This is a genomic window from Embleya sp. NPDC059237 (genome assembly GCF_042754105.1).
Classification (GTDB): Bacteria; Actinomycetota; Actinomycetes; order Streptomycetales; family Streptomycetaceae; genus Embleya.
Genome location: NZ_JBHZAE010000001.1, coordinates 1,410,729 through 1,435,336 on the forward strand (window position 1 = coordinate 1,410,729; position 24,608 = coordinate 1,435,336).

The window sequence follows — 24,608 nt, forward strand, 5'->3', positions numbered from 1 at the left end:
CGGCATGGCTGCCAGAACCCTGCCGCAGAGCTGCGTGGGCGTCGGCTGCATGCTCGTGCGCGAGCACCTGAACGCCGAACAACATTTCTGGGACGCGAGGTTCTTCCCGTCCGGGGGAGTGCGCGAGGACAGCGGGTTGCTGGTCGCGCTCTTGATGGCCTCGGCGCTGCACCGCGTCGCGCGCGGCATGGGCATGTCGGACGGCGATCCCGACGCGGTGATGCGCGTCCCCGTGGTCCCCACACACGCCCTCCTGCGCACCGATCGGGATGCGATCGAGGCCGCCCGGAGCTTCACCAACCCGGCCGAGCTCGACGAGTTCCACACCCGCCTGACCCGGTTGTGCCCCGGCCGCGACGCGGTCTGGCCCTCGGTTCGCTGGACCGCCGAGGACCTGCTGCTCGTCTACGCGCACGCCGCCGCGACCCACCGCGTCCTGCCCACCCTCGACCCGACCAGCGCGCTCGCCGACATCGACCCGGGCCTGACGGTGGCGGGCCTGTGGGAGGAGTGAGGAAGAGTCCCGCCCCGCCGAGGAATTGCGTGTCCATCTTCGACGTATGCACCGAGGAGACAAGGCATGACCGAGACCGAGCACGGTGACCCCACTCTCTACCGCACACCGGCGGACGCGATCGCCGCGCCCCCGGAGAAACTCGCCTACATCGTCGGCTTCGACCGCACCGAGCAGCACCCCGACGCGCTGTTCACCGTCGACACCGACCCCGAATCCCCGACCTACGGGCAGGTGTTGAGCCTCGTCGAGGTGAGCGGGACAGGCGACGAACTGCACCATTTCGGCTGGAACGCCTGCTCCAGCGCACTCGCGCACGCCTGCCACGAGCATCCCGAACGGCGCTACCTGCTCGCGCCCGGGCTGCGATCCTCGCGCCTGCACGTGTTCGACACCCAGCCCGATCCGACCCGTCCGACCCTGCTGAAGACCATCGAGGCAAAGGAACTCGCCGACCGGGCGGGCTACTCGCGCCCGCACACGCTGCACTGCGGTCCCGATGGGGTCTTCCTGTCCTGCCTGGGCGGCGCGGGCGGAGCCGACGGCCCCGGCGGTGTCGCCCTGCTCGACCACGACACGTTCGAGGTGCGGCGGGCCTGGGAGACCGATCGTGGCCCGCAACACCTGGCGTACGACGTGTGGTGGCACCTGAACCACAACGTCGCGATCACCAGCGAGTGGGGCACCCCCTCGATGATCGAGAACGGCGTCGACGCCGAACTGCTGCTCGGCCGGCGTTACGGGCATGCGTTGCACTTTTGGGAACTGGACTCCGGGCGGCATCTCCAGCGGCTGGACCTGGGCGATCAACACCAGATGGTGCTGGAGTTGCGGCCGGCCCATGACCCGCAGGCGACCTGGGGATTCGTCGGCGTCGTGGTGGACGTGACGGATCTGTCGGCGTCGGTGTGGTTGTGGCACCGGGACGGCGACGAGTTCACCATCCGGAAGGTGATCACGATCCCCGCCGAGGCCGCCGATTCGGACCGACTCCCGCCGGTGATCCGGCCGTTCGGCGCGGTGCCGCCGCTGATCACCGACATCAACCTGTCCGTGGACGACCGCTGGTTGTACATATCGGCCTGGGGGACCGGTGAGTTGATCCAGTACGACGTCAGCGACCCGTTCCATCCCCGGCGCACCGCGTCCGTCCGGCTCGGCGGCATCGCCGGCCGCGTACCGCACCCCCGAGCGCCCGAGGTCCCGCTCACCGGCGGGCCGCAGATGGTCGAGATCAGCCGGGACGGACGGCGGCTCTATCTGACCAACTCGCTGTACGGCTCGTGGGACGACCAGTTCTACCCGGACGGCGTCGAGCCGTGGCTGGTCAAGCTCGACGCGGACACCGCGCACGGCGGCCTGTCGGTCGACGAGCGCTTCTTCCCGCACGGCGAGGAGTTCTGCGGCCGACGGGTGCACCAGACCCGGCTCCAGGGCGGCGACGCCTCGTCCGATTCCTACTGCCACCCGTCGGATTCCCGGTCCTGAACCCGGGTCCCGCCCACCCGGCGCGGGTGGGCGGGCGCTGTTCGTGGCGCCTGCCCCGGAACGCGAACGGCCGCCTCACCGCGCCGGGAACGCCGCCAAGTGGTCGAGGAGCAGCCCGGTCAGGGCCTGCGCGCCGTTCTCCGGGACCCAGTGGTCCACGTCCGCGAGCACCTCGAAGCGGTACGGGCCGACGACCGAGTCGGCGGTGGCCTCCGCGGCGGCGCGGCCGAAGGCCTGGTCGCGGTCGCTCCAGACGTACAGGGTCGGAATGTCGATGTCGCCGATGTCGAGCAGGACCTTCGGATCGATCGCCCGGTACCAGTTCAACGCGCCGGTGAGCGCGCCCGGTTCGCGCAGCACGGCGAGGTAGCGTTCGGTGACCTCGGCGGGCAGCGAGGCAAAGACCTCGCGCAGATAGGCGGCGTCGTCGGCGAGCAACTTCTCCTCCGCTGCGCCGCGCGTGCGGAACAGCCGGATGTACGACGACTGTTCCCGCTGGCCCGACGCCTCGTCCCGGACCGCCGAGGCCAGCGCGACCGGATGCGGCGTGGAGACCACCGTCAGCGTGTGCAGCCGCTCCGGCGCCAGCCCCGCGACCTGCCAGGCCAGCGCGCCGCCCCAGTCGTGCCCGACCAGGTCCACCCGGTCCAGGCCGAGGGTGTCCAGCACGGCGAGCACGTCGCCGACCAACTCGTCGCGCCCGTAGGCCGATTCCTGCGGCGGCCGGGCGCCGGGCGAGTAGCCGCGCTGGTCGAAGGCGATCGCCCGGTGGCCGGCCCGCGCCAAGCCCAGGAGTTGCGCCGTCCAGGAGGCGGAGGTCTGCGGGAAGCCGTGCAGGAACAACACCGGCCGCCCGGCCGCCGGTCCGGCCACGCGGGCGTTGAAGACCCAGCCGCCGGCCGTGATCTCGGCCGCCTCCACGAACGGTTGCGGGGAGTCCGCGCCGACTGATCTGCCCGCCGAGGTGTTCATCCGACCTCCGGATCGCTGTGTCGCGCTGTGCCGGTCTTCCGATCGGCAGCATAGGCGTCTCGGTACGCGAGATTCGCATCCCATGCCCGTCCCGCGCCAGTCCCCCCTCGGCCACATCCGCGCCGGTCCGCCGCGCGCTTGCCGTCGCGTGTTTCTCATCGCACCTTAAGAAACGCCTCATCCGGCTCCCAGGCCGCCCCGACACCGTCCGACCATGAGCCTGACGACACCCACGCGCACCCGGATCGTGGACGTGGTGGTGCCCGTGTACAACGAGGCGCACGTGCTGACCGCGAGCATCCGGCGCCTGCACGCCTACCTCCTGCGCGGATTCCCGTACGCCTTCCGGATCATCGTCGCGGACAACGCCAGCACCGACCGCACCCATGCGGTGGCGTGCGAGTTGGCGCGCGAACTGCCGCACGTACGCGCGGTGCACCTGGACCGCAAGGGGCGCGGCCGGGCGCTGCGCAAGGTCTGGACCGAGTCCGACGCCGACGTGGTGGCCTACATGGACGTCGATCTGTCCACCGACCTGGACGCGTTCCTGCCGCTGGTCGCGCCGTTGGTCACCGGACACAGCGATCTGGCGATCGGCACCCGCCTCGCCCGCTCGGCCGACGTGGTGCGCGGGCCGCGCCGAGAGGTGGTCTCGCGCTCGTACAACCTGCTGCTGCGCGGGGTGTTCGCGGCGCACTTCTCCGACGCCCAGTGCGGCTTCAAGGCCGCCCGTACGGTGGTCGCCCAGGCGCTGCTGCCGCACGTGCATGACGAGGAGTGGTTCTTCGACACCGAACTTCTGTTGCTGGCCGAGCGCAACGGGCTGCGGATCCACGAGGTGCCGGTGGACTGGGTCGACGATCCGGACAGCCGCGTCGACGTGCTGCACACCGCGATCGACGATCTGCGCGGGATGGTCCGCGTCGCCCGGCGGATCGCGGCCGGCACGTTTCGGGTCCCGGTCCCGGCCCGGGTGCGCGAGGCGCGGTTGCCGACCGGGATGCGCGCCCAGCTCCCGCGCTTCGCGGCGATCGGCGTACTCAGCACGCTGGCCCATCTGTTGTTGTACGTCCTGTTTCGGGACGGCCTGGGTGTGCTCGCCGCGAACGCCCTCGCGCTGACCGTCACCACGATCGCCAACACCGCGGCGAATCGGCGCTTCACCTTCGGGGTGCGCGGGCGCGCCGGTGCCTGGCGCCATCAGGCCCAGGGCGGCCTGGCGTTCGTGGTGGGCCTGGGTCTGAGCAGCGCCGTCCTGGCCGGATTGCACGCCGCCGTCGCGGATCCGTCCCGAAGGGTCGAGTTGGCCGCGCTGGTCGGCGCCGGCGTGGTCGCCACCGTCGTGCGCTTTCTGCTGCTGCGGGTCTGGGTCTTCCGACGCTCTCCGGGCGCGACGGTGTCGGATTCACCCGCCGGCCCGGCCGCGGCCGGCGCGACAGGCCCGAACGCATCGATCGCTTCGGTGATTTCCATCACGTCGGCGAGCGCGGCCGAAAGCATGTCTCGTGAGGAGGACGCATGACCGCCGTGGTGGTTCCGCTGCCGATCCCCGCTCCCAGGGGCGGAGGCACGGTCGATCGACCCTGGTACGTCCGACTGGTGCGCGGACGCGAGGCGGACGCGCCGTGGGTGCGCCCCGCGCTGCTCGCGCTGCTCGTCGGCACCGGCGTGCTCTACATCTGGGGCCTGGGCGCCTCCGGGTGGGCCAACTCGTTCTATGCGGCGGCCGTTCAGGCGGGCACGGAGAGCTGGAAGGCGTTCTTCTTCGGCTCTTCCGACGCGGGCAACTCGATCACCGTCGACAAGACGCCGGCGGCGCTGTGGGTGATGGGCCTGTCCGCCCGGATCTTCGGGGTCAACGCGTGGAGCATCCTGATTCCGCAGGCCCTGGAGGGTGTGGCCACGGTCGGCGTGCTGTATCTGGCGATCCGGCGCCGATTCCCGGCCTGGGCGGGCCTGTTGGGCGGGGCGGTGCTGGCGCTCACGCCGGTCGCGGCGCTGATGTTCCGGTTCAACAACCCGGACGCGCTGCTCGTCCTGCTGCTCACCGTCGCCGCGTACGCGGTGCTGCGGGCGCAGGAGAGCGGCGCCACCCGCTGGTTGGTTCTGGCCGGGGCGTGTGTGGGGGTCGGGTTCCTGGCCAAGATGCTTCAGGCGTTCCTGGTCGTGCCGGTGCTTGCGGCGGTGTACCTGGTGCTGGCGCCGGTGGACTTTTGGCGGCGGGTGCGGCAACTGCTCTGGTCGGGGCTGGCGTTGCTGGTCGCGGGCGGGTGGTGGATCGCGATCGTGGAACTGTGGCCGGAATCGTCGCGCCCCTACATCGGCGGCTCGCAGCACAATTCGATCCTCGAACTGACGCTGGGCTACAACGGACTCGGTCGGCTCAACGGCGACGAGACCGGCAGCGTGGGCGGCGGCGGGCCCCGGGGCGGCGGCTGGGGAGCCACCGGCTGGGACCGGATGTTCAACCCCGAAATGGGCGGCCAGATCTCGTGGTTGTTGCCCGCCGCGCTGATTCTTCTGGTGGTGGGCCTGTGGTCGACCCGTCGGGCACCGCGCACCGATCCCGCTCGGGCGGCGATCGTGTTGTGGGGTGGGTGGCTGCTGGGCACCGGGCTGACGTTCAGTTATATGGCGGGCATCTTCCACGCCTACTACACGATCGCCCTCGCGCCGGCGATCGCGGCGCTGGTCGCGATGGGCGCGGCGCTGTTGTGGGAGCGGCGCCGGGTGTTGCGGGCGGCGGCGGTCGCGGCGCTCACCGTGGGGGTGAGCGCGTGGTGGGCGTACCACCTGCTGGGCCGTACGCCGGACTGGCATCCGTGGTTGCGGCACGGCGTGCTGATCGGCGGAGTCGTCGGCGCGCTGGGGGTGTTGGCCGTCGGGCTCACGGCGCTGCGCGGGCTTGCGCCGGTGGCGGCCGGGGTGTCCGCGGTGGCGTTGCTGGCCGGGCCGGCGGGCTACACCTGGGCCACCGTGACCACGGCGCAGCGCGGGTCGATCCCGAGCGCGGGCCCGGTGGGGGCGGGCTTCGGGCGGGGGTTCCCGGGTGGGCCGGGCGGTCCGGGGGGTCCGGAGGGCTTGGGTGGGCCACGGGGCTTTCCGGGTGTGCCGCCCGGTCAGGTGCCGGGGCAGGTGCCGGGTGGTCGGGCGCCCGGTGGGCAACCCGGCGCCGGGTCGCAGGTGTTCCCCGGTGCTCCGGACGGCACCGGTCGTACCCGGGGGCAACGCCCGGGCGCGGGCGACGGTTCCGTCCCGCAGGACGGCGGGGGCGCGGCACGCCGACCCGGCGGCGGCATGGGCGGTCTGCTCAACGGCAGCACACCGGGCAGGGAGGTCGTCGCGACGCTGAAACGGGACGCCGGCCGCTACACCTGGGTGGCCGCCTCCGTCGGCTCGAACAGCGCCTCGGGCTATCAACTGGCCACCGGCGACCCGGTGATGCCGATCGGCGGCTTCAACGGCAGCGACCCGTCACCGACCCTGGACGAATTCCGCAAGCTGGTGCGAAACGGCCGGATTCACTACTTCATCGGCGGTGGCCTCGGCGGGATGCGCGGCATGGGCGGCAGCAACACCGCGCAGGAGATCGCGACCTGGGTCGAGCGCACGTTCACCGCGACCACCGTCGACGGGGTCACCCTCTACGACCTGACCGCGCCGGAAGGGAACGTTACCGACGAATCGTCACCAACCGCCTGACGGGTTGTCAATCGACCTGCCGCGTGCGGCAAACGGCGGGCCCGGATGATCCGTAGGATCCCTCCCCGTGACGATCAAGATGCGAAAGGTCGGGGCCGGGTTGATCGGCCTGCTGACGACCTTGGCTGTCGTGGGCGGTTCCGCGCCGTCCGCGATGGCCGACGAGACGAATTCGACCGCGCCGCCACCGAAGGTCGAGTTGATCCTCGACGTGAGCGGTTCGATGAAGGCCAACGACGCCGGCGGGATGACCCGCATCGACGCGGCGAAGAAGGCCTTCAACGAGGTCGTGGACGGCGTCCCGGAACCGGCCGACTTCGGCGTCCGGGTGCTGGGTGCGACGTACCCGGGCAACGACAAGGCCAAGGGGTGCGTCGACACCCAGCAGTTGGCCCCGGTCGGCAGACCCAACAAGGTCGTGATCAAGAACGAGATAGCCAAGCTGCAGCCGACCGGCTGGACGCCGATCGCACTGTCCCTGCGCGAGGCCGCCAAGGACCTCGGCACCGGCACCGGTACCCGGCGCATCGTGCTGATCACCGACGGCGAGGAGACCTGCGCGCCGCCCGACCCGTGCGACGTGGCCCGCGAGTTGGCCGCCTCCGGCCTCAACCTCGTGGTGGACACCCTCGGTCTGGTACCCGACGAGAACACCCGCCGGCAGCTGTCCTGCATCGCCGAGGCCACCGGCGGTACGTACACCTCGGTGCTGAACGCCGACGAGCTGTCGCAGAAGGTCCAGCAGATCGTCAAGCGCGCGGTGCGCGAGGTGGACGAGACGCCCGCTCCGGTCAAGGGCAGCCCGAACGGCTGCCAGGATGCCCCGCTGCTCGGCCCCGGGGTGTACAGCGACCGTGAGGAGTTCGGTCAACACCTCTGGTACAAGGTCCCGGTCAAGCCGAACCAGGAGTTGCGGACCACCGCGACGGTCGGCGCCGACCGCAAGGTGGCGCGCGACTACGACGTGACGGTCACCGCGTTCGGCGAGGACGGCCGCGAACTGGTCGGCAACGCGGGCGCGGGCAACGGCCGTACGGACGTGCAGTCCGCCGGGTTCCGCTACCCGTACAAGACGGACAAGGACCACGCGAAGACGAAGACGGTCTGTCTGGTCGTCACCAACGCGTTCGCCGCGCAGCCGAACGTGGCCACCAAGCCCGGTCTGCCGCTGGAGTTGACGGTGGACCTGGTCAAGGCCACGGACAGCAAGGCGGCCAACGTGCACGGCCTGGGCCGCGGTTGGGTGTTCCTGGGTGTGCTCGCCGGATTCGGCCTGATCTCGGGCCTGTTGGCGGGCTGGCTGCGCCGGGCGTTCAAGGCTCTCGGGAAGGCGATGTCATGACGGCGATCCGTACGATGAGGCGGGCACTCGCGGCGGTCGCCGCGGCGTTCGTCGGGGTGACGCTGTTCGCGGGCGCGGCGGCGGCCGATCAGGACGTGCCGCCGGGGACCACGTTCCTGGCCGCAGGCACGCTCAAGCTGGGCGAGGACGCGCGCTGGTCGGCGTCCGAGGGCGAGTACCTGTACTGGCAGTTCCCGGCCAAGGCGGGCAAGGAGATCCACGCCAAGGTCGATCTCGACCTGGCGTCGGGCAATGCCCGTACCGGTCCGGTGACCTACCGGATCGAGATCTACGACGGCCTGCGTCGGCGCCAGCCGTGCGTCGAGGGCAAGCAGGTCGCCACCGCGCAGAAGGCCGACACCAAGCTCGCGCTCACCTGCGTGCCGAGGGTGGTGCGCGACTGGGCCGAGCCGTGGTCCACCGACCCGCTGCCCGGGATGTACTTCGTCCGGATCGCCGCGATGGACGTGCCGGACCTGGACGCGGGCGCCGCGGTCAAGGTCGCGGTGCGGGTGGACACCAAGGACGGCGACGACCAGGTGCCGACCTCGGACCGCAAGCTGGCCGATCCGCTGGTGCCGATCACCAAGGCCGGCGCGGTGCTCAAGAGTGGGCAGACCGCGGACACCCGGTCGGTCGCGTGGGACCAGGAAGAGGACCACTGGTACCAGTGGGACTGGATGGACGGGCCGAACGCGCGGTGGTTCTGGACGGCGATGGCGACGTTCGTCGCGGTCGTGTTCGGGATCCTGGGCTACCAGCTCACCCGGAAGAAGCGGCACTGGTTCAGCTGATTCCGGTGATTCCGGCGATCCCGGTCGCGACACCGCGTGGCGAACCGCCCCGGCGCATCCCGCGCCGGGGCGGTTCGCCATGATTCGGGAGACGTGCCGACACCGAATCCGAGCCGGACCCCGATCCGACGACGCAGGGAGCCATCATGATCATCGAACACGCGGACATCACCGTCACCGCCGGCCGCGAGGCCGACTTCGAGGCCGCGTTCCTGCGCGGGCGCGAGGTGGTCGCGAAGTCGGCCGGCTTCCGCTGGGCCCGGCTGGTGCGCCAGATCGAGTCGCCGACGTCGTACCTGCTGCTGATCGGCTGGGAGACGCTGGAGGCGCACACGGTCGGCTTCCGCGAGTCGGAGCTGTTCCCGCAGTGGCGCGGGATCGTGGGCGAGTTCTTCGCGGTGCCGCCGACGATCGTGCACTACGAGAGCGACCTGACGCCGGTGGACGAGGGCTGAGGCGGGTAGTCGGTCGGCTGGGCACCCGGCCCGGTCTTCCGGTCCCCCGGTCTTCCGGTCTCCCGGGTGTCTGGGAACCTGGTCTCCAGGTCACCCGGCCTCCAGGTCACCCGGCCTCCCGGGCGCCCGGCCTCCCGAGGCCCCTGCCCCCGTTTCGGGGCGGGGGCCTCGGTGTGTCTCGGCCGGGTCAGCCCGGCGGCGTCTCGCGTGTTCCGGGCAGGTGGATCCTGGCGATCGTGCCCGGGCCGTCGGCGGCCGGTTCCAGGGTTACCGTGCCGCCGGCGTCGGCCACCGTGCGGGCGACGATGGACAGGCCCAGGCCGGAGCCGGGCAGGCCGCGGGCGGCGGGCGCGCGCCAGAAACGTTCGAACACGTACGGGGCGTCGGCGTCGGCGATGCCCGGGCCGTGGTCGCGCACGGTGAGGCGGCCGTCCGCGAGCCGGACCGTCACGACCCCCTTCGGGCCGCCGAACTTGAGCGCGTTGTCCAGCAGGTTGACCACCGCCCGCTCCAGCGCGGCCGGCTCGCCGCGCACGTACCAGGGGCTGACGTCCACCTCGATCCGCGCGTCGGGCGCCCGCAACCGGGCCCGCTCCGCCGCGCGTTCGACCGCGGAGTGCAGCGCGGCGGCCTCGGCCGGCGGCTGGCCGGCCACGTGGTCCGGGCGGGCCAGCAGCAGCAGATCGCCGACCAGGTCGGAGAGTTCGACCAGTTGCGCCTTCACGTTGTGCAACAGGCGCTCCTTGTCGGCCTGCGGGATGGAGCGGCCGGTCTGTTCGCTGCGCAGCAGCAGATCGGTATTGGTGCGCAACGAGGTGAGCGGAGTGCGCAGTTCGTGCCCCGCGTCGGCGATCAGCCGCTGCTGGCGCAGCCGGGACGCCTTGAGCGAGGCCGTCATCGCGTTGAACGAGCGCCCCAGGCGGGCGATCTCGTCCTTGCCCGCGATCGGGATCACTGTGTCCAAGTCCTCGGTGCGGGCCACGTGTTCGGCCGCCTCGGTGAGCCGGTCCACCGGCCCCAGCGCGGCCCGGGCGACCAGCAGCCCCAGCGTGGCCGCGCCCAGGATGCCGATCGCGCTCACCGCGACGAGCCACGTGGCCAGGCTGTCCAGCGAACTCTCGATCTCGTCGAGCGGCCGGGACACGGACACCGCGGTGTCCCGGCTGACATGCTGCGTCATCACCCGCACGTGCTGCCCGCTCTTGGTGGTGGCGTCGTGGAAGACCACCTTCTTCGTGCCCGACGTGTCCGCCGCCACTGCCTTGTCGTCCTCGGTCACCGGGACCGGGCTGACCGGCACCGCACTGCTGCCCTGCTGGGTGCAGAACCAGCCGTCGCCGCGCACCACCTGATACGTCAACAGGCCGCGCTGGAAAGGTGGCGCGGGACGCAGGCAGATGTCCGCGATGGTCGTCGCCTGGCCGCCGCGTGGGTTCAGGAACGGCGTCCCGGTGGTGGCCAGGGTCCGGTCCATCTGTTCGCGCAGCTGATTGCGGGTCAGCACCCAGCAGGTGACCGCCGCCGCCGCGACCGCGAGCGCCACGGCAAGCGCGGTGAGCAGCGCCAGGCGGGCGCGCAGCGGCAGATGACGGCTCATCAGGACGGCGCCTCCGCGGTACGCAGGACGTAGCCGACGCCGCGAACGGTGTGCACGAGCCGGGGCAGGCCGCCGGCCTCGGTCTTGCGCCGCAGGTACATCACGTACACGTCGAGCGAATTGGACGCGGGTTCGAAGTCGAACCCCCAGACGTTGTGCAGGATCTGCTCCCGGGTCAGCACCTGGCGGGGGTGGGTGAGCAACAGTTCGAGCAGCGTGTACTCGGTACGGGTCAGGTCGATCGTCCGGCCGGCGCGGGTGACCTCGCGCGAGGCGGTGTCCATCCGCAGGTCGGCGTAGGTGAGCGCGTCGTCGCGGGCCTCCTCGCGCGCGCCGGCCATCGCGCTGCGGCGCAGCAGCGCGCGTACCCGGGCCAGCAGCTCGTCCAGCTCGAACGGCTTGACCAGGTAGTCGTCCGCGCCCGCGTCGAGCCCGGTGACCCGGTCGCCGACCGCGTCGCGCGCGGTGAGCATCAGTACCGGGAGCGTGTCGCCCCGGGCGCGCAGTCGGCGGCACGCGGTCAGCCCGTCCATGCGGGGCATCAGTACGTCGAGCAGCACCAGGTCCGGCTCGTCGCCCGCGATCGCGGTGAGCGCGGCCACCCCCTCGTCGGCGAGGGTGACCCGGTAGCCCTCGAAGCGCAGGCTGGATTCGAGGGCCTCGCGGACGGCGGGTTCGTCGTCCACGACGAGAATGTGCGGCGGGGTTCCGGTGTCGGCGGCGGGCGTCATCGCGGGCGTCATGGCGGGCGACTCCTTCATTCGGCGGCGGATCCCGGGGGATCCGGTTACTCCGGGTCGCCCCACGGTCGCACGCGGACACCTTCCGTGTGGACTCGGTACAAAGCGTGTCGTGCCAATGTGCGCGCTCGACATGAAAGGAACATGAATGCGACGCGGTTCGATCGAAGCCGACCCCCGCATGTGAGGATCGAGGTAGCGCAGCGGGCCCTCGCGCGTGCCGATCGAGGTGGTGGCCTCGGTCGACCGAACGGGGGGCCGACGACACACGCGGGTGCCGCGACCGGCAACATACGCGGCACCGGGCGCGCGGTCCGGGCCACCCCCGAGTCCCCGCGCCGATCGCCCCGAACCCGGAGGTACACCGTGGAGCCCGAGCCGGTACGCACGAGCCTGGACGACAAGCCCGGCCACCCGCACTCGACCGACGATCCGGTCCGGATGACGCTGGACGACGGCATCGCGACCATCACGCTGGACTCGCCCGCCAACCGCAACGCGCTGTCCGCGCGCCTGGTCGCCCGGCTGCGCCATCACCTCGCCGAGGCGGGCGTGGACGAGCGGGTGCGGGCGGTGGTGCTCACCCACACCGGGCCGACCTTCTGTTCGGGCATGGACCTGCGCGAGGCGGCGGCGGGCGGGATGGCCCAGGGCGCGGAGCAACTGCTCGCGCTGCTGCGCCTGGTGGTCGAGGTGCCGGTGCCGGTGGTCGCACACCTGCGCGGCAACGCGCGCGCCGGCGGGATCGGCCTGGTCGGCGCGGCGGATCTGGCGATCGCGCCGGCGCAGGCGACGTTCGCGTTCACCGAGGCGCGGCTCGGGCTCAGCCCGGCGGTGATCTCGCTGACCACCGCGCCCCGGATGGATCCGCGGTCGGTGTCGCGGTACTACCTCACCGGCGATGTGTTCGACGGCGCGGAGGCGGAGCGGATCGGCCTGCTGACCCGCGCGGTGAACGGGCCCGAGGGCGCGGACGAGGCGGTGGCGGCGCTGGTCGCGTCGTTCCGGCTGTGCTCGCGGCAGGGGTTGGTCGAGTCGAAGAAGTTGACGATCGGTGCGTTGCAGGCCGGTTTCGACCGGGACGGGCGCGAGTTGGCCCGGCGCTCGGCGGAACTGTTCGCCTCGGCCGACGCGACGGAGGGCATGGCGGCGTTTCGGGAGAAGCGGGCGCCGAAGTGGGTGAGCGAGGGGGGCGCAGGGCGGTGACGGGTCCTGCGCGGTGTGTAACCGTGAATGGTCGGGCGGGAGTTGCCGCGACGTGACCGGCGAACTCTTCCCGGTACCCCGGGAGCGGGTCGAACTCGCTCCCGGGGCCTGGCACGTGCCGGACTGGCTTTCGCTCGACGAGCAGCGGGAGTTGGTGGTCGCGGCCCGTGCGTGGGCCGCGCCGCCGGCCGGCATGCGGCATCTGGTGATGCCCTCGGGTGGGGTGATGAGCGTACGCAGTGTGTGTCTCGGGCTGCACTGGGAGCCGTACCGCTACAGCGAGTTCCTGCCGGACGGCACGCCGGTGAAGCCGTTCCCGGCGCTGCTCGGGGCGCTGGCGCGGCGGGCGGTGGTCGAGGTGTACGGGTCCCTTCCGGCCGATCCGTACGACATCGGCCTGGTCAACCACTACGACGCCAAGGCGAGCATGGGCCTGCACCGCGACGCGGACGAGGCGTCGCCGGCGCCGGTGGTGTCGCTGAGCATCGGCGACAGGTGTGTGTTCCGCTTCGGCAACACCGAGACGCGCACCCGTCCGTGGACGGACGTGGAGCTGTACAGCGGAGACCTGATCGTCTTCGGCGGCCCGTCCCGACTCGCCTACCACGGGGTACCGAGGATCCGCCCAGGCACGGGCGACCCGGCGACGGGCCTGGCGGGCGGCCGGCTCAACATCACCATCCGGGCGTCGGGGCGGCGGCCTGCCGGGTCGTAGGGCCTTACCCCGGTTCGTGGTGGGCGAGAACCTGCCCGAGCAGGCGGGTCAGGGTCTGCCGGTCCTCGGCCGACAGCGGCGCGAGGAGGTCGTCCTGGGCCCGATCGAGCAGTTCGTCCATGCGGCGCAGTTGACGCAGGCCGTTCTCGGTGAGGGTGACCCGGTTGCGCCGGCCGTGGCCGGGGTCGGGGGAGCGGTCGACGAAGCCCTCCTCGACGAGGGCGCTGACCGCTGCCACGATGTCGCTGCGGTCGACGCGGCACCGTCGGCCGAGCTGGGCCTGGCTCGCCGGCCCGAACTCGTGCAGCGCGGCCAGGATCCGGTAGTGGTAGCCGCGCGCCCCGGCGGCGGTGAACCCGTCGTTCACCAACCGGCGGGCATGCACGGCGAGTTGGGTGATCAGCCAGCTCGGCTTGGTGGTCAGGCGCCGGGGGGTTTCGTCCATGTGGATCACTGTATCGATGTTGGTATGACCAACATGTATGAGTAGTGTTGGTGTCACCAACATTGCAGCAGTGATTGAAGCAGTGAGAGTGAAGGAGCCGTGCCGCCGTGTCCGCAAACACCACCGATGCCACCGCCGCCTTGCTTGCCGATCGTCTTGAGGTCGCCGATCTGCTTGCCCGCCTCGCGAATCTGCTGGACGAACGCCGCTACGACGACGCGGGCAGCGTCTACCACGCCGATGCCGTGGTGCGCGGGCCGCGCGGTGACCTACGCGGCCTCGACGCGCTGACCGCCCTCCTGAAGGAGAGCCACGTCGAGGGGGTGCACACCCAGCACGTCCACGGCGACGTACTGGTGCGCGTCGACGGCGACCGCGCCGAGGCCACCGCGAACCAACTCGTGTACTTCCACCACGAGGGCGAACCGCCGCACCGGACCAGCGGCCTGCGCGTAGCCGCAACGGCCGTGCGGACCCGGGAGGGCTGGCGCTTCAGCGAAATGCGGATCACCCTCGCCTGGACGCACGACGCGTGACCGATGAGTTTCTCCGCTCCGCACGGTCTCCATGGCGAGACGACACGAGACGAGACGACGAGGAGCGTGCGGAGCATGGGAACCATGAAGCAGGCGGAATCCGTGAGCGTCGCCCTGACCATTGCCCTGCCCGCCGCGAAGGTGTTCGCGGTGCTGACCGATCCGACGACCCACGCCTCCATCGACGGCACCGGCTGGGTCCAGGAGTGCGTCGACAGGGCGCCGCTGACCGAGGTGGGGCAGGTCTTCCGGATGGCCATGTACCACGCCAAGCACCCGGACGGCGACTACCGGATGGCCAACCAGGTCCGCGTCCTCGACGCGCCACACGCCATCGGCTGGGCGCCCGGTATGGAACAGGACGACGGCGGCCTGCAGTTCGGTGGCTGGACCTGGCGCTACGACCTCAAGCCGCTCGACGCGTCACAAACCGAGGTCACCCTCACCTACGACTGGTCGGCGGCGTCGGAACCCGCCCGGGAGCGCTTCCAATTCCCACCCTTCGGCCCCGAACACCTCCCCAACTCCCTGCGCCACCTGGCAGAGATCGCCGCCGCCAGGTGACAAGGCCGCTCGATGGTCAGACGGGTCGGGTCATGGGCCCTTCGCGGTACATCTCGGCGGCGGGTGCGGTCGTGATCCTGTCGGCGCGTGCGCCGTATGCGTATTCGACCATCCACCGGTCCCCGTCGTGCCAGATGCGGGTGATGGTGCCGAGGTGGTGATGTCGCGCGTGGTGGTCGACCTTGCGCCACAGGGGTTCGCCGATGGCCCAGGGAGGCGTGGGCGTGTCGGTCATGATCTCTCCTTGCGTATGGAACGGGGCGACGGGGTCGGAGACTTCGGCACGCGGCGCTCGGTGCGCGATGATGCGCACGTAGCCCGGGGAGAACCCGGTCGCGCGGGCAATGACCTCCACCGACATGCCGCTTCGATACGCATCGGCCACGGCGCCCCGCAACGCGGCCCCGGCGGCGCGGCAGTGCCGGTGGTGGGCGCGCTGCCGATGCGGTGGGGCGGTCGCGGGGTCGGGCCGGCGGCCCGCAAGTCGATGGCGTTCGGCGGCGGTTGCACCGAGACGTTCAAGAAGCGGCGGGTACACGGACCTGCTTTCGGTGGTGGATCGGCGGACGGCCCGGCCCGGCCGGTTGTGCGGGGGTCTTCAGGCACCCAGCCGGACAAGGGATCGAGCCCCCGGTCCCGCAGCCGCGCCGGTGGCCGCAGGACCGGGAGGTGCCGCCCGCAGGAAACGGTCGGAGCGGGCGGCATCGGGCGTGGCTCAGCCGCCCGAGTCCAAACCGCGCCCGACCAACGGCGCCGGAAAGGTCCGCATCAAATACACCCGCGCCTCATGCACCAGAGCCGTCAACTCCGCCCGCGTCACATCGAGCGGATCACGACCGGGTGCCGTGATGCGGACTGCTCGGTCCGGATTGCCGGACGGCTGGATGGTTACGGAGTAGGACATGACGACGGCCCCTAGCGTTGGAAACCTGGTGGTCACAACGCTAGGGGCCGTCCAGTGACGTGAGGACTACGTTCTGTATCCTTTTCGAGGCTTGCGTCAGGCCACGCCCACACGCCTCGCAAATTCCATTCGATGCCCGCTCCTGCGGTACTTCGCCGTCATCAGGCGCACGTTCTCGCGCACGGCCGGATGCATGCGCGCCTGTTGGGGGGCCAGCTTCTCCGCTTGTTCGAACGCCTCCCAGGCCGAGTCGTGGTCGCCCGCCAGGTAGTGTGCGCGGCCCGCGTCGATGTGGAAGTGGCTGCGGCGTTCCCTGCTGTAGTTCTTCGGCAGGATGATTCGCTCCAACCGGCGGACCGCGTCGCGCCCACGGCCCAGTTCGACCGGCAGCGAAACGCCCCAGATGGCGACGTTCGTCGGACCGAAGACCAGCTCGAAGTCGTTGCGATCCCGGCCGAGTTCGGTCGCCGCCTGCTCGGCCTTCGCCCAGTGCGCCCAAGCGGCCTCACCGTCGTAGCCGCGCGCCGAGTTGAGCGACGCCTTCAGATGGTAGGCGCCCGCGAGCGACAGGGACATCGGGTCGTCGCGATACCGAGGCTTGGACAGCTCGGTCAGGCCGTCATCGAGGATGTCCGCTGCCTCCTCGTGCTCGCCGATGCCGATGTACTCGCCCGACTCGTACCAGCGGGCGGCCAACATCCGCAGCGGATCCTCCGTGCGCTCGGCGGCCCACAGGACCCGCTCGGTCGCGAGGGTCGCGTCGCTGATCAGGCCCATTTTGTAGAGGTACTGCATCGCGGCCTCGTAAGCCGAGCACAACAGGCCGTACGCCTCTCGCTGTTCGTGCGCTTCCAGCACGTGCGTGGCGATTCGGGTGTCACGCAGCAGATCGGGCAGCACCTCGCCGGTCCGGGTCATCGCTGCGGCTTGCCGCCAGGCGCTCGCCTCGGCGACACGAAGGCGCAGTTCGGCGAGGTCGACCTCGCGAGCCTGAGCGTCCGTCGGGCGAGGCGGCCGGTTGTAGCGCAGGAGTTCGCGCTTGATCGCGGACACCGCTCCGTCGTCCGAGCCCGGCACGTAGTACGGGGCTCCGGTGATGTCGGTCGGGTGGCACTTCAAGGCACGTGCCAGGGTCAGGATGTTCGCGGGTCGGTCCAGGCTGCGGGCACCGCGCTCGTATGCCTTGATGGCGGCGAGGCTGAAGTTCGCCTCCATCGCGAGGCGGCTCTGCGTCCAGCCTCGGGCGGCACGGGCCGCCGCCAATCGGGAGCCGTTGTGCTCGATCGTCGGTGTCTCGTCGTGGTCGGTGGGCATGACCTGGGATCCCTCCGAGCAGGCCCCCCGAGCTGGCCATGCGCGCCGCTCGCCGGGCTCCTGCCTGGCCAACGGACGCCGCGCCGTACCCGGGCGAGGCAAATCAGGTCCTGCCAGCGTACGCCGAAGCGCGACCCGAACAGGATGCCGAAACGGGCAACTTCGCCTGAGCCCACCCCGCCGGGCAACGAAGAGGACAAGCCGTCTCGCGGACGCCTTACCGCACCTTGCTGAGCACTCCCCGGTGCCCGGCAGCCTTCGTCGCGACCGTCACTGCCCGCCGCGTCGGCATCGCGATCGTGGCCGAGGCCCTGGTCGGCCCCAACTCGCCGGCCCAATCGACCGCTTCGGCACTGCCACCCCTACCGGCTGCCCATGCCGCAATGTTGGCCGTCCTGCTGATTCCGGTCGACCCTGGCCGGAGTGGCCTCATAACCCTGGGCAAGTACTGGTCGGCACCACCATCCCGCAACTGGGCGCACCGCTCGCAGCCGGTTGGGTGGTCCTGCTGCAACGAGCACCGAACCGCGGGAACTACCCGGCATCTTCGCGGTGGAGTCGCTGAGCAACGTCGTGGGCTACCTGCCGGACCCAACCCTGATCGGCATCCTCGGCGCGAACGAGCACACCAAGCAGGCGACCGTCCCGGCAGCCACCCCCGGTGGCGGCCGATGAAGGCTCCTGCAAGCCGTCCAGGCCGATGTCGATGCGCGAGGTCGGATCGACTGGAGCATGGTGAGCGTGGACTCCACCTCGTGCCGAGCCCATCAGCACGCTGCCGGGGCTCCGCACAGGACGCCGCAAGTTCCGAAGCGGAGATCAACACCTCGGCAGCACCGCTCCGACGAAGGGCTCAGCCGTTCGCGGGGCGGTCTGACCTCCAAGATCCACCTTGCCGGGGAAGTCGGCCTCCGCCCTCTGGCGCTGCCGATCACTCCTGGTCGGTGGGGCGACAACCCGCAGCTGATCCCAGTCCTCGAACGCATCCGGGTAAAGCGCCTCGGCGGTGGGCATCCGCGGACCCGTCCCGACCACTTGGGCGGCGCTAAGGCATACGGTTCCCGCCGTAATCGGCGCTACCTGCGCAGACGCCAGATCAAACACACCATCCCGGAACCGAAGGACCAACGAGCCAACCGCAGGCGCCGAGGAAGTCGAGGAGGCCGGCCGGCGGGCTTCGACAAGGAGACATACAAGCGCCGCAACGAGGTCGAGCGCACGATCAACCGGCTTAAGCACTTCCGCGCAGTGGCTACGCGCTATGACAAGCGCGCCTTCGTCTTCCACGGCACTGTCACCGTGGCCTCCCTCCGCCTGGAGCTCAGCCCGTGAGCGGGCGGATAAAACGGTGGCCGCCTGATTCGCTTCCCTGCCACGATCTGGGGGTGACCACGTTGTTCCTGATGGTAGGCCTGCCAGGGGCCGGAAAGACCACGCGGGCCCGACAGCTCGCAACGGAGCACGGCGCGCTGCGTCTGACGCCCGACGACTGGATGATTCCCCTGTTCGGCGAGGCGGAGGCCGACGGGAAGCGCGACGTGCTGGAGGGGCGCATGCTCTGGCTCGCGCTTGAGGCGGTCAGACTCGGCACCAACGTCGTTGTGGACTACGGCTGCTGGTCACGGGACGAACGGTCCGCGATCCGCTGGTTCGTGGAGGCCGAGGGGGCGTGCTTCCGCATGGTCTACCTGCCGGTGGACGAGGAGACCCAACGCGCCCGTATCGCCCACCGCTGGGCAACCAACCCCGAAGAGACACTGCCGATGTCCGAGACAGACATCATGCACGGGCGCGCGCATTTCGAGGAGCCCGACGTGGCGGAGCTGGAGGGCCGCAGGGCCGCCGGCCCGCCGCCCGGGTGGGTCGACTGGCGGGAGTGGGCCGCCGACCGGTGGCCGTCGTTCGCGTGACTGCCGCGGCCCACGACGACTCAGCCGTACCAGGCGTTCCCTGCACCAGCCGAAAATGATCCGCCGGACAGCCCCTGGCGGCAACGGTGCACCCCCACGTGTGTGGGGACTTCCCCGGGGTGGCCCACCTCCGTCCTCGACGGTTCACCCTTACGTGTGTGGGGACTTCCGCATGGGCTACTACATCCAGCACACCGACGGCGGTTCACCCCCACGTTGTGTGGGGACTTCTCTTTGAGCTGCGCGGCATGACCCCCAATGGCCGGTTCACCCCCACGTGTGTGGTGACTTCGCGGTTTCGACGTCGCCGAGCGCGAGGTGGATCGGTTCACCCTCACGTGTGTGGGGACTTCGGACAGGTGGTTTCCCTGGGGGTCTCGGGACCCGGTTCACCCTCACGTGTGTGGGGACTTCGGACAGGTGGTTTCCCTGGGGGTCTCGGGACCCGGTTCACCCTCACGTGTGTGGGGACTTCAAGCGGCGTGTGCGGGGTTCTCGTTGGGGCGGCGGTTCACCCCCACGTGTGTAGGGACTTCTCCCGGCCCTGTGTCAGGACGCGATGGTCGAGCGGTTCACCCCCACGTGTGTGGGGACTTCCGGGCCTCATCCTCGGTGATGGGCACGATCTCCGGTTCACCCCCACGTGTGTGGGGACTTCTCTTGCTGACCTGCGGGTCCTCTGGGTCTTTGCCATTTCGCGATGAGGATTGGGCAATTGAGGCAGAGATTCTTCCTGAATGTGGTCTGACCAGGGCCTCTTCTCGGTCCAGGTCCCGGCAAGGGTTTCAGTCTCCCAGCAATGCCGGGTGCTTCCGCAAGGCTCGCTGCGACTGTCCCGACGGTCGCACGGCCGGTGATCTTGCAGGCGTGGCGGACAACAACCTCTCGAATCCCGGTCGGTGCATGCGCAGACCTGCGGTTCGATCCTCCGGCATACTCGATGTGCTGCTCTCCGGCGCGGCGTCGCTGAAGTCCCCTACGAGACCACGGAATCCGCCATGCATGGCGGCTGCAAGGATATCTCGAGCGATTCGGCAACCCGCGATTCAGGCAGTCGGCCTCGACCCGGGCCCGCCTTGACCCCGGCTGTGGCGGGAAGGAAAGCGCCGAGGTAGGCAGGGGTTGAGGCGCCGATGCCAGCGTGGAGGTGACCCGCAGGGATGTGCCGGTACCGAAATAGGCCTGGCGGGGGCGGTGTGTGGTCTCCAGGTAGCGGCGTGCCAGGTCGACGAGCTGGCGGATGGGCCCTTGATCGGGTGTGGTGCCGACCTCGTTGCGGAAGCGCTCATATCGCCGCGATCGGCCAGGAGGGGGTCTGGTGAGGCGTCGTGGACGTGCAGCATGGCTTGGAACTCCCCGTCGGCGGGATGGAAGGCAGCCCCGATCACGCCCTATGGATCACACAGTCTCTTGCCGCGGCAGCGGCTCCTTACGCCCCGCCGAACCCCAATTGGCGTCCGAGCCCTGAAAAGGCTTGAAAACGTGACCGCATCTCCCCGACAGAAACCCGAGCGAACCACGACGACCCGCAACCACCCCCGGGCCTCCATATTCAACGGGCATCCCCTCACCGAAGCGACAGACCAGTAAATAAGGTCCGCTCTGAGCCGGATGCGGCCCCAAGCGACTCAGTCGAGGAGAGTCGTCACCGCCATGCTCAAAGCACCGGAGGATCGAACCGCAGGTCTGCGCATGCACCGACCGGGATTCGAGAGGTTGTTGTCCGCCACGCCTGCAAGATCACCGGCCGTGCGACCGTCGGGACAGTCGCAGCGAGCCTTGCGGAAGCACCCGGCATTGCTGGGAGACTGAAACCCTTGCCGGGACCTGGACCGAGAAGAGGCCCTGGTCAGACCACATTCAGGAAGAATCTCTGCCTCAATTGCCCAATCCTCATCGCGAAATGGCAAAGACCCAGAGGACCCGCAGGTCAGCAAGAGAAGTCCCCACACACGTGGGGGTGAACCGAGCGACACACTCTCGCCGCTGGAGCTCCCGCAGAAGTCCCCGCACACGTGGGGGTGAACCGTCGGCGGCGACGCTGCTGGCCGACGCGTACCAGAAGTCCCCACACACGTGGGGGTGAACCGCCGTTGAGCATGCTCGCGTGTGCCCCGGATGCGAAGTCCCCACGCACGTGGGGGTGAACCGTCGCGAAGGACATGCTCGGCAAGGCCGTGGAGGAAGTCCCCACACACGTGGGGGTGAACCGTGGAGGCGGCCCGCGTGGTAGCCGTGACGTGGATCCGAGGGGATCGGGGGGAGCCCGGGTGCGCGGGTATCCCGGTCGGCGCGAGCCGTACGTCACGAGTGTGTGAACGCGGCCACGTCGCCAGTGCGGGCGGGCGTAGCCTCCCCGGACCAGAACTGTGGGGGGATCATGCACACTCGCACCATCGGCGCCGTCTTGGCCGTCGCCTGCACGCTCGCACTTGCCGCCTGCAACGAGCGCGACGACAAGGTCGTCACCAAGGCGAACAACCCGACGATCATCGACAAGTCCGTCAGCGAACCGCCCGGGGCCGTGTCGCCGACGGTTGCCGCCCCGGGCGCCTCAGCCGCCCCGGCCACCCAGGCCGCAGCCGCACCCACCTCGACCAGGCCGAGTGCCCCGCCTGCGGCAAAGGTTGGCGACACGCTCACCCTGACGAATGCCAAGGGCGTTCCGGTCGACGTCACCCTGGTGAAACTCGTCGATCCGGCGTCGTCGTCGAATCAGTACCTCAAGCCCAAAGCGGGCAACCGATACGTCGCGATCCAGTGGAAGATCGTCAACAGTGGTGACCAGCCGATCACCGACACGCCGAACTTCGGCTCCCATCTGATCGACGCCGATGGTCAGCAGTTCGGCAGCAGCTTCGGTGAGACCAGCGCCGGCCCCGCGTTCCCGTCGAGCGTGAGCATCCCGCCCGGTGGTGTCCGGCTCGGATTCGTCACCTATGAGGTGCCCACCGCCGCAAAGATCACGACGATCCAGTTGCAGATCAGCATGATGTCAACCAACACCGGACAGTGGAACGCCTGACCTAACCGCAACACCCGAGGCTCCCGCGACCCGAACGCGCGGGGGCCTCGGCCATCTCCGCGCCGACGCAGCGGACGGCTCGCCCGCCACTCATTCGGCCGGTGGCCGCGGTTTCGAGGTCACCTCGCCGCACGCCCGCTTACCCCGTCGCCGCCGCCAATGCCGCCAGGGCCATTCGGCTCAGCATTGGGGCCAGGATGCGTTGGGGGGTGCGTAGTGTGTGGGGGGTGGAGTTGATCAGGCCGAAGGCGGCGTGGACCGCGGCGCGGGCCTCGCGGTCGTCCAAGCGGTTCGGGTGGGCCTTCATCGCCACCTCGACCCACAGCTCCACGTAGGCGCGCTGGACGCGGCGGATCCGGTGTCGCTCGGCCGTGGGGACCTGGTTGAGCGCGTGGTCGTGCAGCGTGATCAGGTCCGGGTGGCGCAGCGCGAACTCGACCTGGCCCTCGATCAGCGCCGCCAGCGCCTGCGCCGGGTCCTCGATCGACGCCCGCAGCTCGCCCCGGGCCAGCAGCTGCTCGCTGATGTCGACCAGCAGCTCGGTGAGCATCGCCTCCTTGCCCCGGAAGTGTTTGTACAGCGCGGGGCCGCTGATGCCCACCGCCGCGCCGATGTCGTCCATGCCCACGCTGTGATAGCCGCGCTCGGCGAACAGCCGGGCGGCCACCTGCAGGATCTGGTCTCGACGGCTCACGGTCATGTGTCCATGCTAGACACTCGGATTAACCGTGGTTAACCTCGGGGGCAGGTGAACGAAGGTTAACTCGAGGCGGTGTCATGGAAAACGTGCTCGGCACAGCCGCCGACCCGGGGTCGCAGACCTACCGGGCCAACGCGGAAGCCCACGAACGCGCGGTCGTCGAACTGCGCGCCCGGTTGGCGACCACCGCGTTGGGCGGCGGCGAACGGGCCCGGGAACGGCACACCGCGCGGGGCAAGCTGCTCCCGCGCGACCGGGTGGAGACCCTGTTGGACCCCGGCACGCCGTTCCTGGAGATCGCGCCGCTTGCCGCCGACGGGATGTACGGCGGCGACGCGCCGGCCGCGGGGATCATCGCGGGCGTGGGCCGGGTCGCCGGCCGCGAGTGCGTGATCGCGGCCAACGACGCGACGGTCAAGGGCGGCACCTACTACCCGATGACGGTCAAGAAGCACCTGCGGGCCCAGGAGATCGCGCTGGAGAACCGACTCCCGTGCCTGTACCTGGTCGACTCCGGAGGCGCGTTCCTGCCCATGCAGGACGAGGTCTTCCCGGACCGGGAGCACTTCGGGCGGATCTTCTACAACCAGGCGCAGATGAGCGCCCGGGGCATCCCGCAGATCTCCGCCGTGCTCGGCTCGTGCACCGCCGGCGGCGCGTACGTGCCGGCCATGAGCGACGAGACGGTGATCGTGCGTAACCAGGGCACCATCTTCCTCGGCGGCCCGCCGCTGGTGAAGGCCGCCACCGGCGAGGTGGTCAGCGCCGAGGAGTTGGGCGGCGGCGACGTGCACGCCCGCATCTCCGGCGTCGTCGACCACCTCGCGGCCGACGACAAGGACGCGCTGCGGATCGTCCGCGACATCGTCGGCACCCTCGGCGCCCGGCCGCAACTGCCCTGGGACGTACGGGAAGTGGAGCCGCCCGCCGTCGACCCGGCCGGGCTGTACGGGGTCGTGCCGCCCGACGCGCGCACCCCCTACGACGTGCGCGAGGTGATTGCGCGCATCGTCGACGGCTCGCGCTTCCACGAGTTCAAGGGCGAATACGGCACCACCCTGGTCACCGGCTTTGCCCGGATCCACGGCCACCCGGTGGGGATCGTCGCCAACAACGGCATCCTGTTCGCCGAATCCGCGGTCAAGGGCGCGCACTTCATCGAACTGTGCGACCAGCGCGGCATCCCGCTGCTGTTCCTCCAGAACATCACCGGCTTCATGGTCGGCAAGGACTACGAGCACGGCGGCATCGCCAAGCACGGCGCCAAGATGGTCACCGCGGTGGCCACCACCCGCGTGCCCAAGCTGACCGTCGTCATCGGCGGTTCGCACGGCGCGGGCAACTACTCGATGTGCGGACGTGCCTACAGTCCGCGCTTCTTGTGGATGTGGCCCACCGCCAAGATCTCGGTGATGGGCGGCGAACAGGCCGCCACCGTGCTCGCCACCGTCAAGCGCGACCAGATCGAGGCGCGCGGCGAGAGCTGGGACGGCGAGGAGGAGTTCAAGCAGCCGATCCGCGAGCAGTACGAGCGGCAGGGCAACGCCTATTACGCGACCGCGCGCCTGTGGGACGACGGGATCATCGACCCCCTCGACACCCGCACCGTGTTGGGCCTGGCCCTGACGGCGTGCGCCAACGCGCCGCTGGCCGAGCCGCGCTTCGGTCTGTTCCGGATGTAGAGG

General features: G+C 70.4%; 22 protein-coding genes, 1 pseudogene and 1 CRISPR repeat array. Of the genes and pseudogenes, 16 read left to right on the forward strand and 7 right to left on the reverse strand.

The features are described 5' to 3' along the window. Nucleotides 1–4: 4 nt before the first annotated feature. Both ACFXKZ_RS06150 and ACFXKZ_RS06155 read left to right on the forward strand, forming a co-directional pair. Nucleotides 5–514, forward strand: coding sequence for a hypothetical protein (locus ACFXKZ_RS06150; protein WP_379996888.1), 510 nt, complete (start codon nucleotides 5–7; stop codon nucleotides 512–514). 66 nt (nucleotides 515–580) lie between these two features. After that, nucleotides 581–2,002 (forward strand): selenium-binding protein SBP56-related protein, encoded by a 1,422-nt coding sequence (locus ACFXKZ_RS06155; RefSeq protein WP_379996890.1) that lies wholly within the window; start codon nucleotides 581–583, stop codon nucleotides 2,000–2,002. Nucleotides 2,003–2,077: 75 nt separating this feature from the next. On the opposite strand, the gene ACFXKZ_RS06160 is transcribed toward ACFXKZ_RS06155, so the two are convergent. Beyond that, the gene (locus tag ACFXKZ_RS06160; protein WP_379996892.1) at nucleotides 2,078–2,974 is read right to left on the reverse strand and encodes an alpha/beta fold hydrolase; all 897 of its coding nucleotides are present in this window, start codon (nucleotides 2,972–2,974) and stop codon (nucleotides 2,078–2,080) included. 214 nt (nucleotides 2,975–3,188) lie between these two features. Between ACFXKZ_RS06160 and ACFXKZ_RS06165 the strand changes: the two genes are divergently transcribed. The 5 genes from ACFXKZ_RS06165 to ACFXKZ_RS06185 all read left to right on the forward strand — a co-directional run bounded on the left by ACFXKZ_RS06165 (nucleotide 3,189) and on the right by ACFXKZ_RS06185 (nucleotide 9,267). Continuing rightward, nucleotides 3,189–4,496, forward strand: a complete 1,308-nt coding sequence (locus ACFXKZ_RS06165) for a glycosyltransferase (RefSeq protein ID WP_379996894.1) — start codon at nucleotides 3,189–3,191, stop codon at nucleotides 4,494–4,496. Continuing rightward, on the forward strand, nucleotides 4,493–6,676 hold the full coding sequence (locus tag ACFXKZ_RS06170; RefSeq protein ID WP_379996896.1) for an ArnT family glycosyltransferase: 2,184 nt from the start codon (nucleotides 4,493–4,495) through the stop codon (nucleotides 6,674–6,676). The genes ACFXKZ_RS06165 and ACFXKZ_RS06170 overlap by 4 nt, the downstream gene beginning before the upstream one ends. Before the next feature lie 67 nt (nucleotides 6,677–6,743). After that, the gene (locus ACFXKZ_RS06175; protein WP_379996898.1) at nucleotides 6,744–8,018 is read left to right on the forward strand and encodes a VWA domain-containing protein; all 1,275 of its coding nucleotides are present in this window, start codon (nucleotides 6,744–6,746) and stop codon (nucleotides 8,016–8,018) included. After that, the gene (locus tag ACFXKZ_RS06180; RefSeq protein ID WP_379996900.1) at nucleotides 8,015–8,812 is read left to right on the forward strand and encodes a peptidase; all 798 of its coding nucleotides are present in this window, start codon (nucleotides 8,015–8,017) and stop codon (nucleotides 8,810–8,812) included. Before ACFXKZ_RS06175 ends, ACFXKZ_RS06180 begins: the two co-directional genes overlap by 4 nt. Before the next feature lie 146 nt (nucleotides 8,813–8,958). After that, the gene (locus ACFXKZ_RS06185; protein ID WP_379996902.1) at nucleotides 8,959–9,267 is read left to right on the forward strand and encodes an antibiotic biosynthesis monooxygenase family protein; all 309 of its coding nucleotides are present in this window, start codon (nucleotides 8,959–8,961) and stop codon (nucleotides 9,265–9,267) included. Nucleotides 9,268–9,454: 187 nt separating this feature from the next. Here the strand turns inward: ACFXKZ_RS06185 and ACFXKZ_RS06190 are convergent, their stop codons facing one another. After that, nucleotides 9,455–10,864 carry a sensor histidine kinase gene (locus ACFXKZ_RS06190; RefSeq protein WP_379996904.1) on the reverse strand — a complete coding sequence of 470 codons (1,410 nt, stop codon included), beginning with the start codon at nucleotides 10,862–10,864 and terminating at the stop codon, nucleotides 9,455–9,457. Next, entirely contained in the window at nucleotides 10,864–11,595 is a 732-nt protein-coding gene (locus ACFXKZ_RS06195) for a response regulator transcription factor (protein ID WP_379997324.1), read from the reverse strand. Before ACFXKZ_RS06195 ends, ACFXKZ_RS06190 begins: the two co-directional genes overlap by 1 nt. A gap of 375 nt (nucleotides 11,596–11,970) precedes the next feature. On the opposite strand from ACFXKZ_RS06195, the gene ACFXKZ_RS06200 reads away from it, so the two are divergent. Then, nucleotides 11,971–12,810: an enoyl-CoA hydratase family protein gene (locus tag ACFXKZ_RS06200; protein ID WP_379996906.1), complete on the forward strand. Its 840-nt coding sequence runs from the start codon at nucleotides 11,971–11,973 to the stop codon at nucleotides 12,808–12,810. Between the two features lie 52 nt (nucleotides 12,811–12,862). After that, nucleotides 12,863–13,525 (forward strand): alpha-ketoglutarate-dependent dioxygenase AlkB family protein, encoded by a 663-nt coding sequence (locus ACFXKZ_RS06205; RefSeq protein WP_379996908.1) that lies wholly within the window; start codon nucleotides 12,863–12,865, stop codon nucleotides 13,523–13,525. A gap of 4 nt (nucleotides 13,526–13,529) precedes the next feature. On the opposite strand, the gene ACFXKZ_RS06210 is transcribed toward ACFXKZ_RS06205, so the two are convergent. Beyond that, a complete protein-coding gene (locus tag ACFXKZ_RS06210) occupies nucleotides 13,530–13,970 on the reverse strand; it encodes a MarR family winged helix-turn-helix transcriptional regulator (RefSeq protein ID WP_379996910.1) in 441 nt (146 codons plus the stop codon). Between the two features lie 107 nt (nucleotides 13,971–14,077). On the opposite strand from ACFXKZ_RS06210, the gene ACFXKZ_RS06215 reads away from it, so the two are divergent. Continuing rightward, entirely contained in the window at nucleotides 14,078–14,506 is a 429-nt protein-coding gene (locus tag ACFXKZ_RS06215; RefSeq protein ID WP_379996912.1) for a nuclear transport factor 2 family protein, read from the forward strand. A 75-nt stretch (nucleotides 14,507–14,581) separates the two neighbouring features. Next, entirely contained in the window at nucleotides 14,582–15,070 is a 489-nt protein-coding gene (locus ACFXKZ_RS06220; RefSeq protein WP_379996914.1) for an SRPBCC domain-containing protein, read from the forward strand. A 16-nt stretch (nucleotides 15,071–15,086) separates the two neighbouring features. Here ACFXKZ_RS06220 and ACFXKZ_RS06225 read toward each other — a convergent pair whose 3' ends face one another. Next, nucleotides 15,087–15,305 carry a hypothetical protein gene (locus ACFXKZ_RS06225; RefSeq protein ID WP_379996916.1) on the reverse strand — a complete coding sequence of 73 codons (219 nt, stop codon included), beginning with the start codon at nucleotides 15,303–15,305 and terminating at the stop codon, nucleotides 15,087–15,089. Nucleotides 15,306–16,070: 765 nt separating this feature from the next. Next, nucleotides 16,071–17,288 carry a helix-turn-helix domain-containing protein gene (locus ACFXKZ_RS06230; protein WP_379996918.1) on the reverse strand — a complete coding sequence of 406 codons (1,218 nt, stop codon included), beginning with the start codon at nucleotides 17,286–17,288 and terminating at the stop codon, nucleotides 16,071–16,073. A gap of 552 nt (nucleotides 17,289–17,840) precedes the next feature. Between ACFXKZ_RS06230 and ACFXKZ_RS06235 the strand changes: the two genes are divergently transcribed. The 4 genes and pseudogenes from ACFXKZ_RS06235 (at nucleotide 17,841) to ACFXKZ_RS06250 (ending at nucleotide 22,223) form a co-directional block, all read left to right on the forward strand. Further along, nucleotides 17,841–17,963 (forward strand): hypothetical protein, encoded by a 123-nt coding sequence (locus ACFXKZ_RS06235; RefSeq protein ID WP_379996920.1) that lies wholly within the window; start codon nucleotides 17,841–17,843, stop codon nucleotides 17,961–17,963. Then, nucleotides 17,964–18,620 (forward strand): annotated as a pseudogene (locus tag ACFXKZ_RS06240) (IS5 family transposase); the annotation flags it as partial. A gap of 53 nt (nucleotides 18,621–18,673) precedes the next feature. Then, a complete protein-coding gene (locus ACFXKZ_RS06245) occupies nucleotides 18,674–19,198 on the forward strand; it encodes an AAA family ATPase (protein ID WP_379996922.1) in 525 nt (174 codons plus the stop codon). Nucleotides 19,199–21,137: 1,939 nt separating this feature from the next. Beyond that, a CRISPR array of direct repeats spans nucleotides 21,138–21,410; the repeat unit is 19 nt; unit sequence CACACGTGGGGGTGAACCG. A gap of 168 nt (nucleotides 21,411–21,578) precedes the next feature. Next, the gene (locus tag ACFXKZ_RS06250; RefSeq protein WP_379996924.1) at nucleotides 21,579–22,223 is read left to right on the forward strand and encodes a DUF4352 domain-containing protein; all 645 of its coding nucleotides are present in this window, start codon (nucleotides 21,579–21,581) and stop codon (nucleotides 22,221–22,223) included. A 139-nt stretch (nucleotides 22,224–22,362) separates the two neighbouring features. Here ACFXKZ_RS06250 and ACFXKZ_RS06255 read toward each other — a convergent pair whose 3' ends face one another. Further along, entirely contained in the window at nucleotides 22,363–22,923 is a 561-nt protein-coding gene (locus ACFXKZ_RS06255; protein ID WP_379996926.1) for a TetR/AcrR family transcriptional regulator, read from the reverse strand. A 77-nt stretch (nucleotides 22,924–23,000) separates the two neighbouring features. Here ACFXKZ_RS06255 and ACFXKZ_RS06260 point away from each other — a divergent pair, with 77 nt between their 5' ends. Continuing rightward, on the forward strand, nucleotides 23,001–24,605 hold the full coding sequence (locus tag ACFXKZ_RS06260) for a carboxyl transferase domain-containing protein (protein ID WP_379996928.1): 1,605 nt from the start codon (nucleotides 23,001–23,003) through the stop codon (nucleotides 24,603–24,605). The last annotated feature ends 3 nt before the right edge of the window (nucleotides 24,606–24,608 follow it).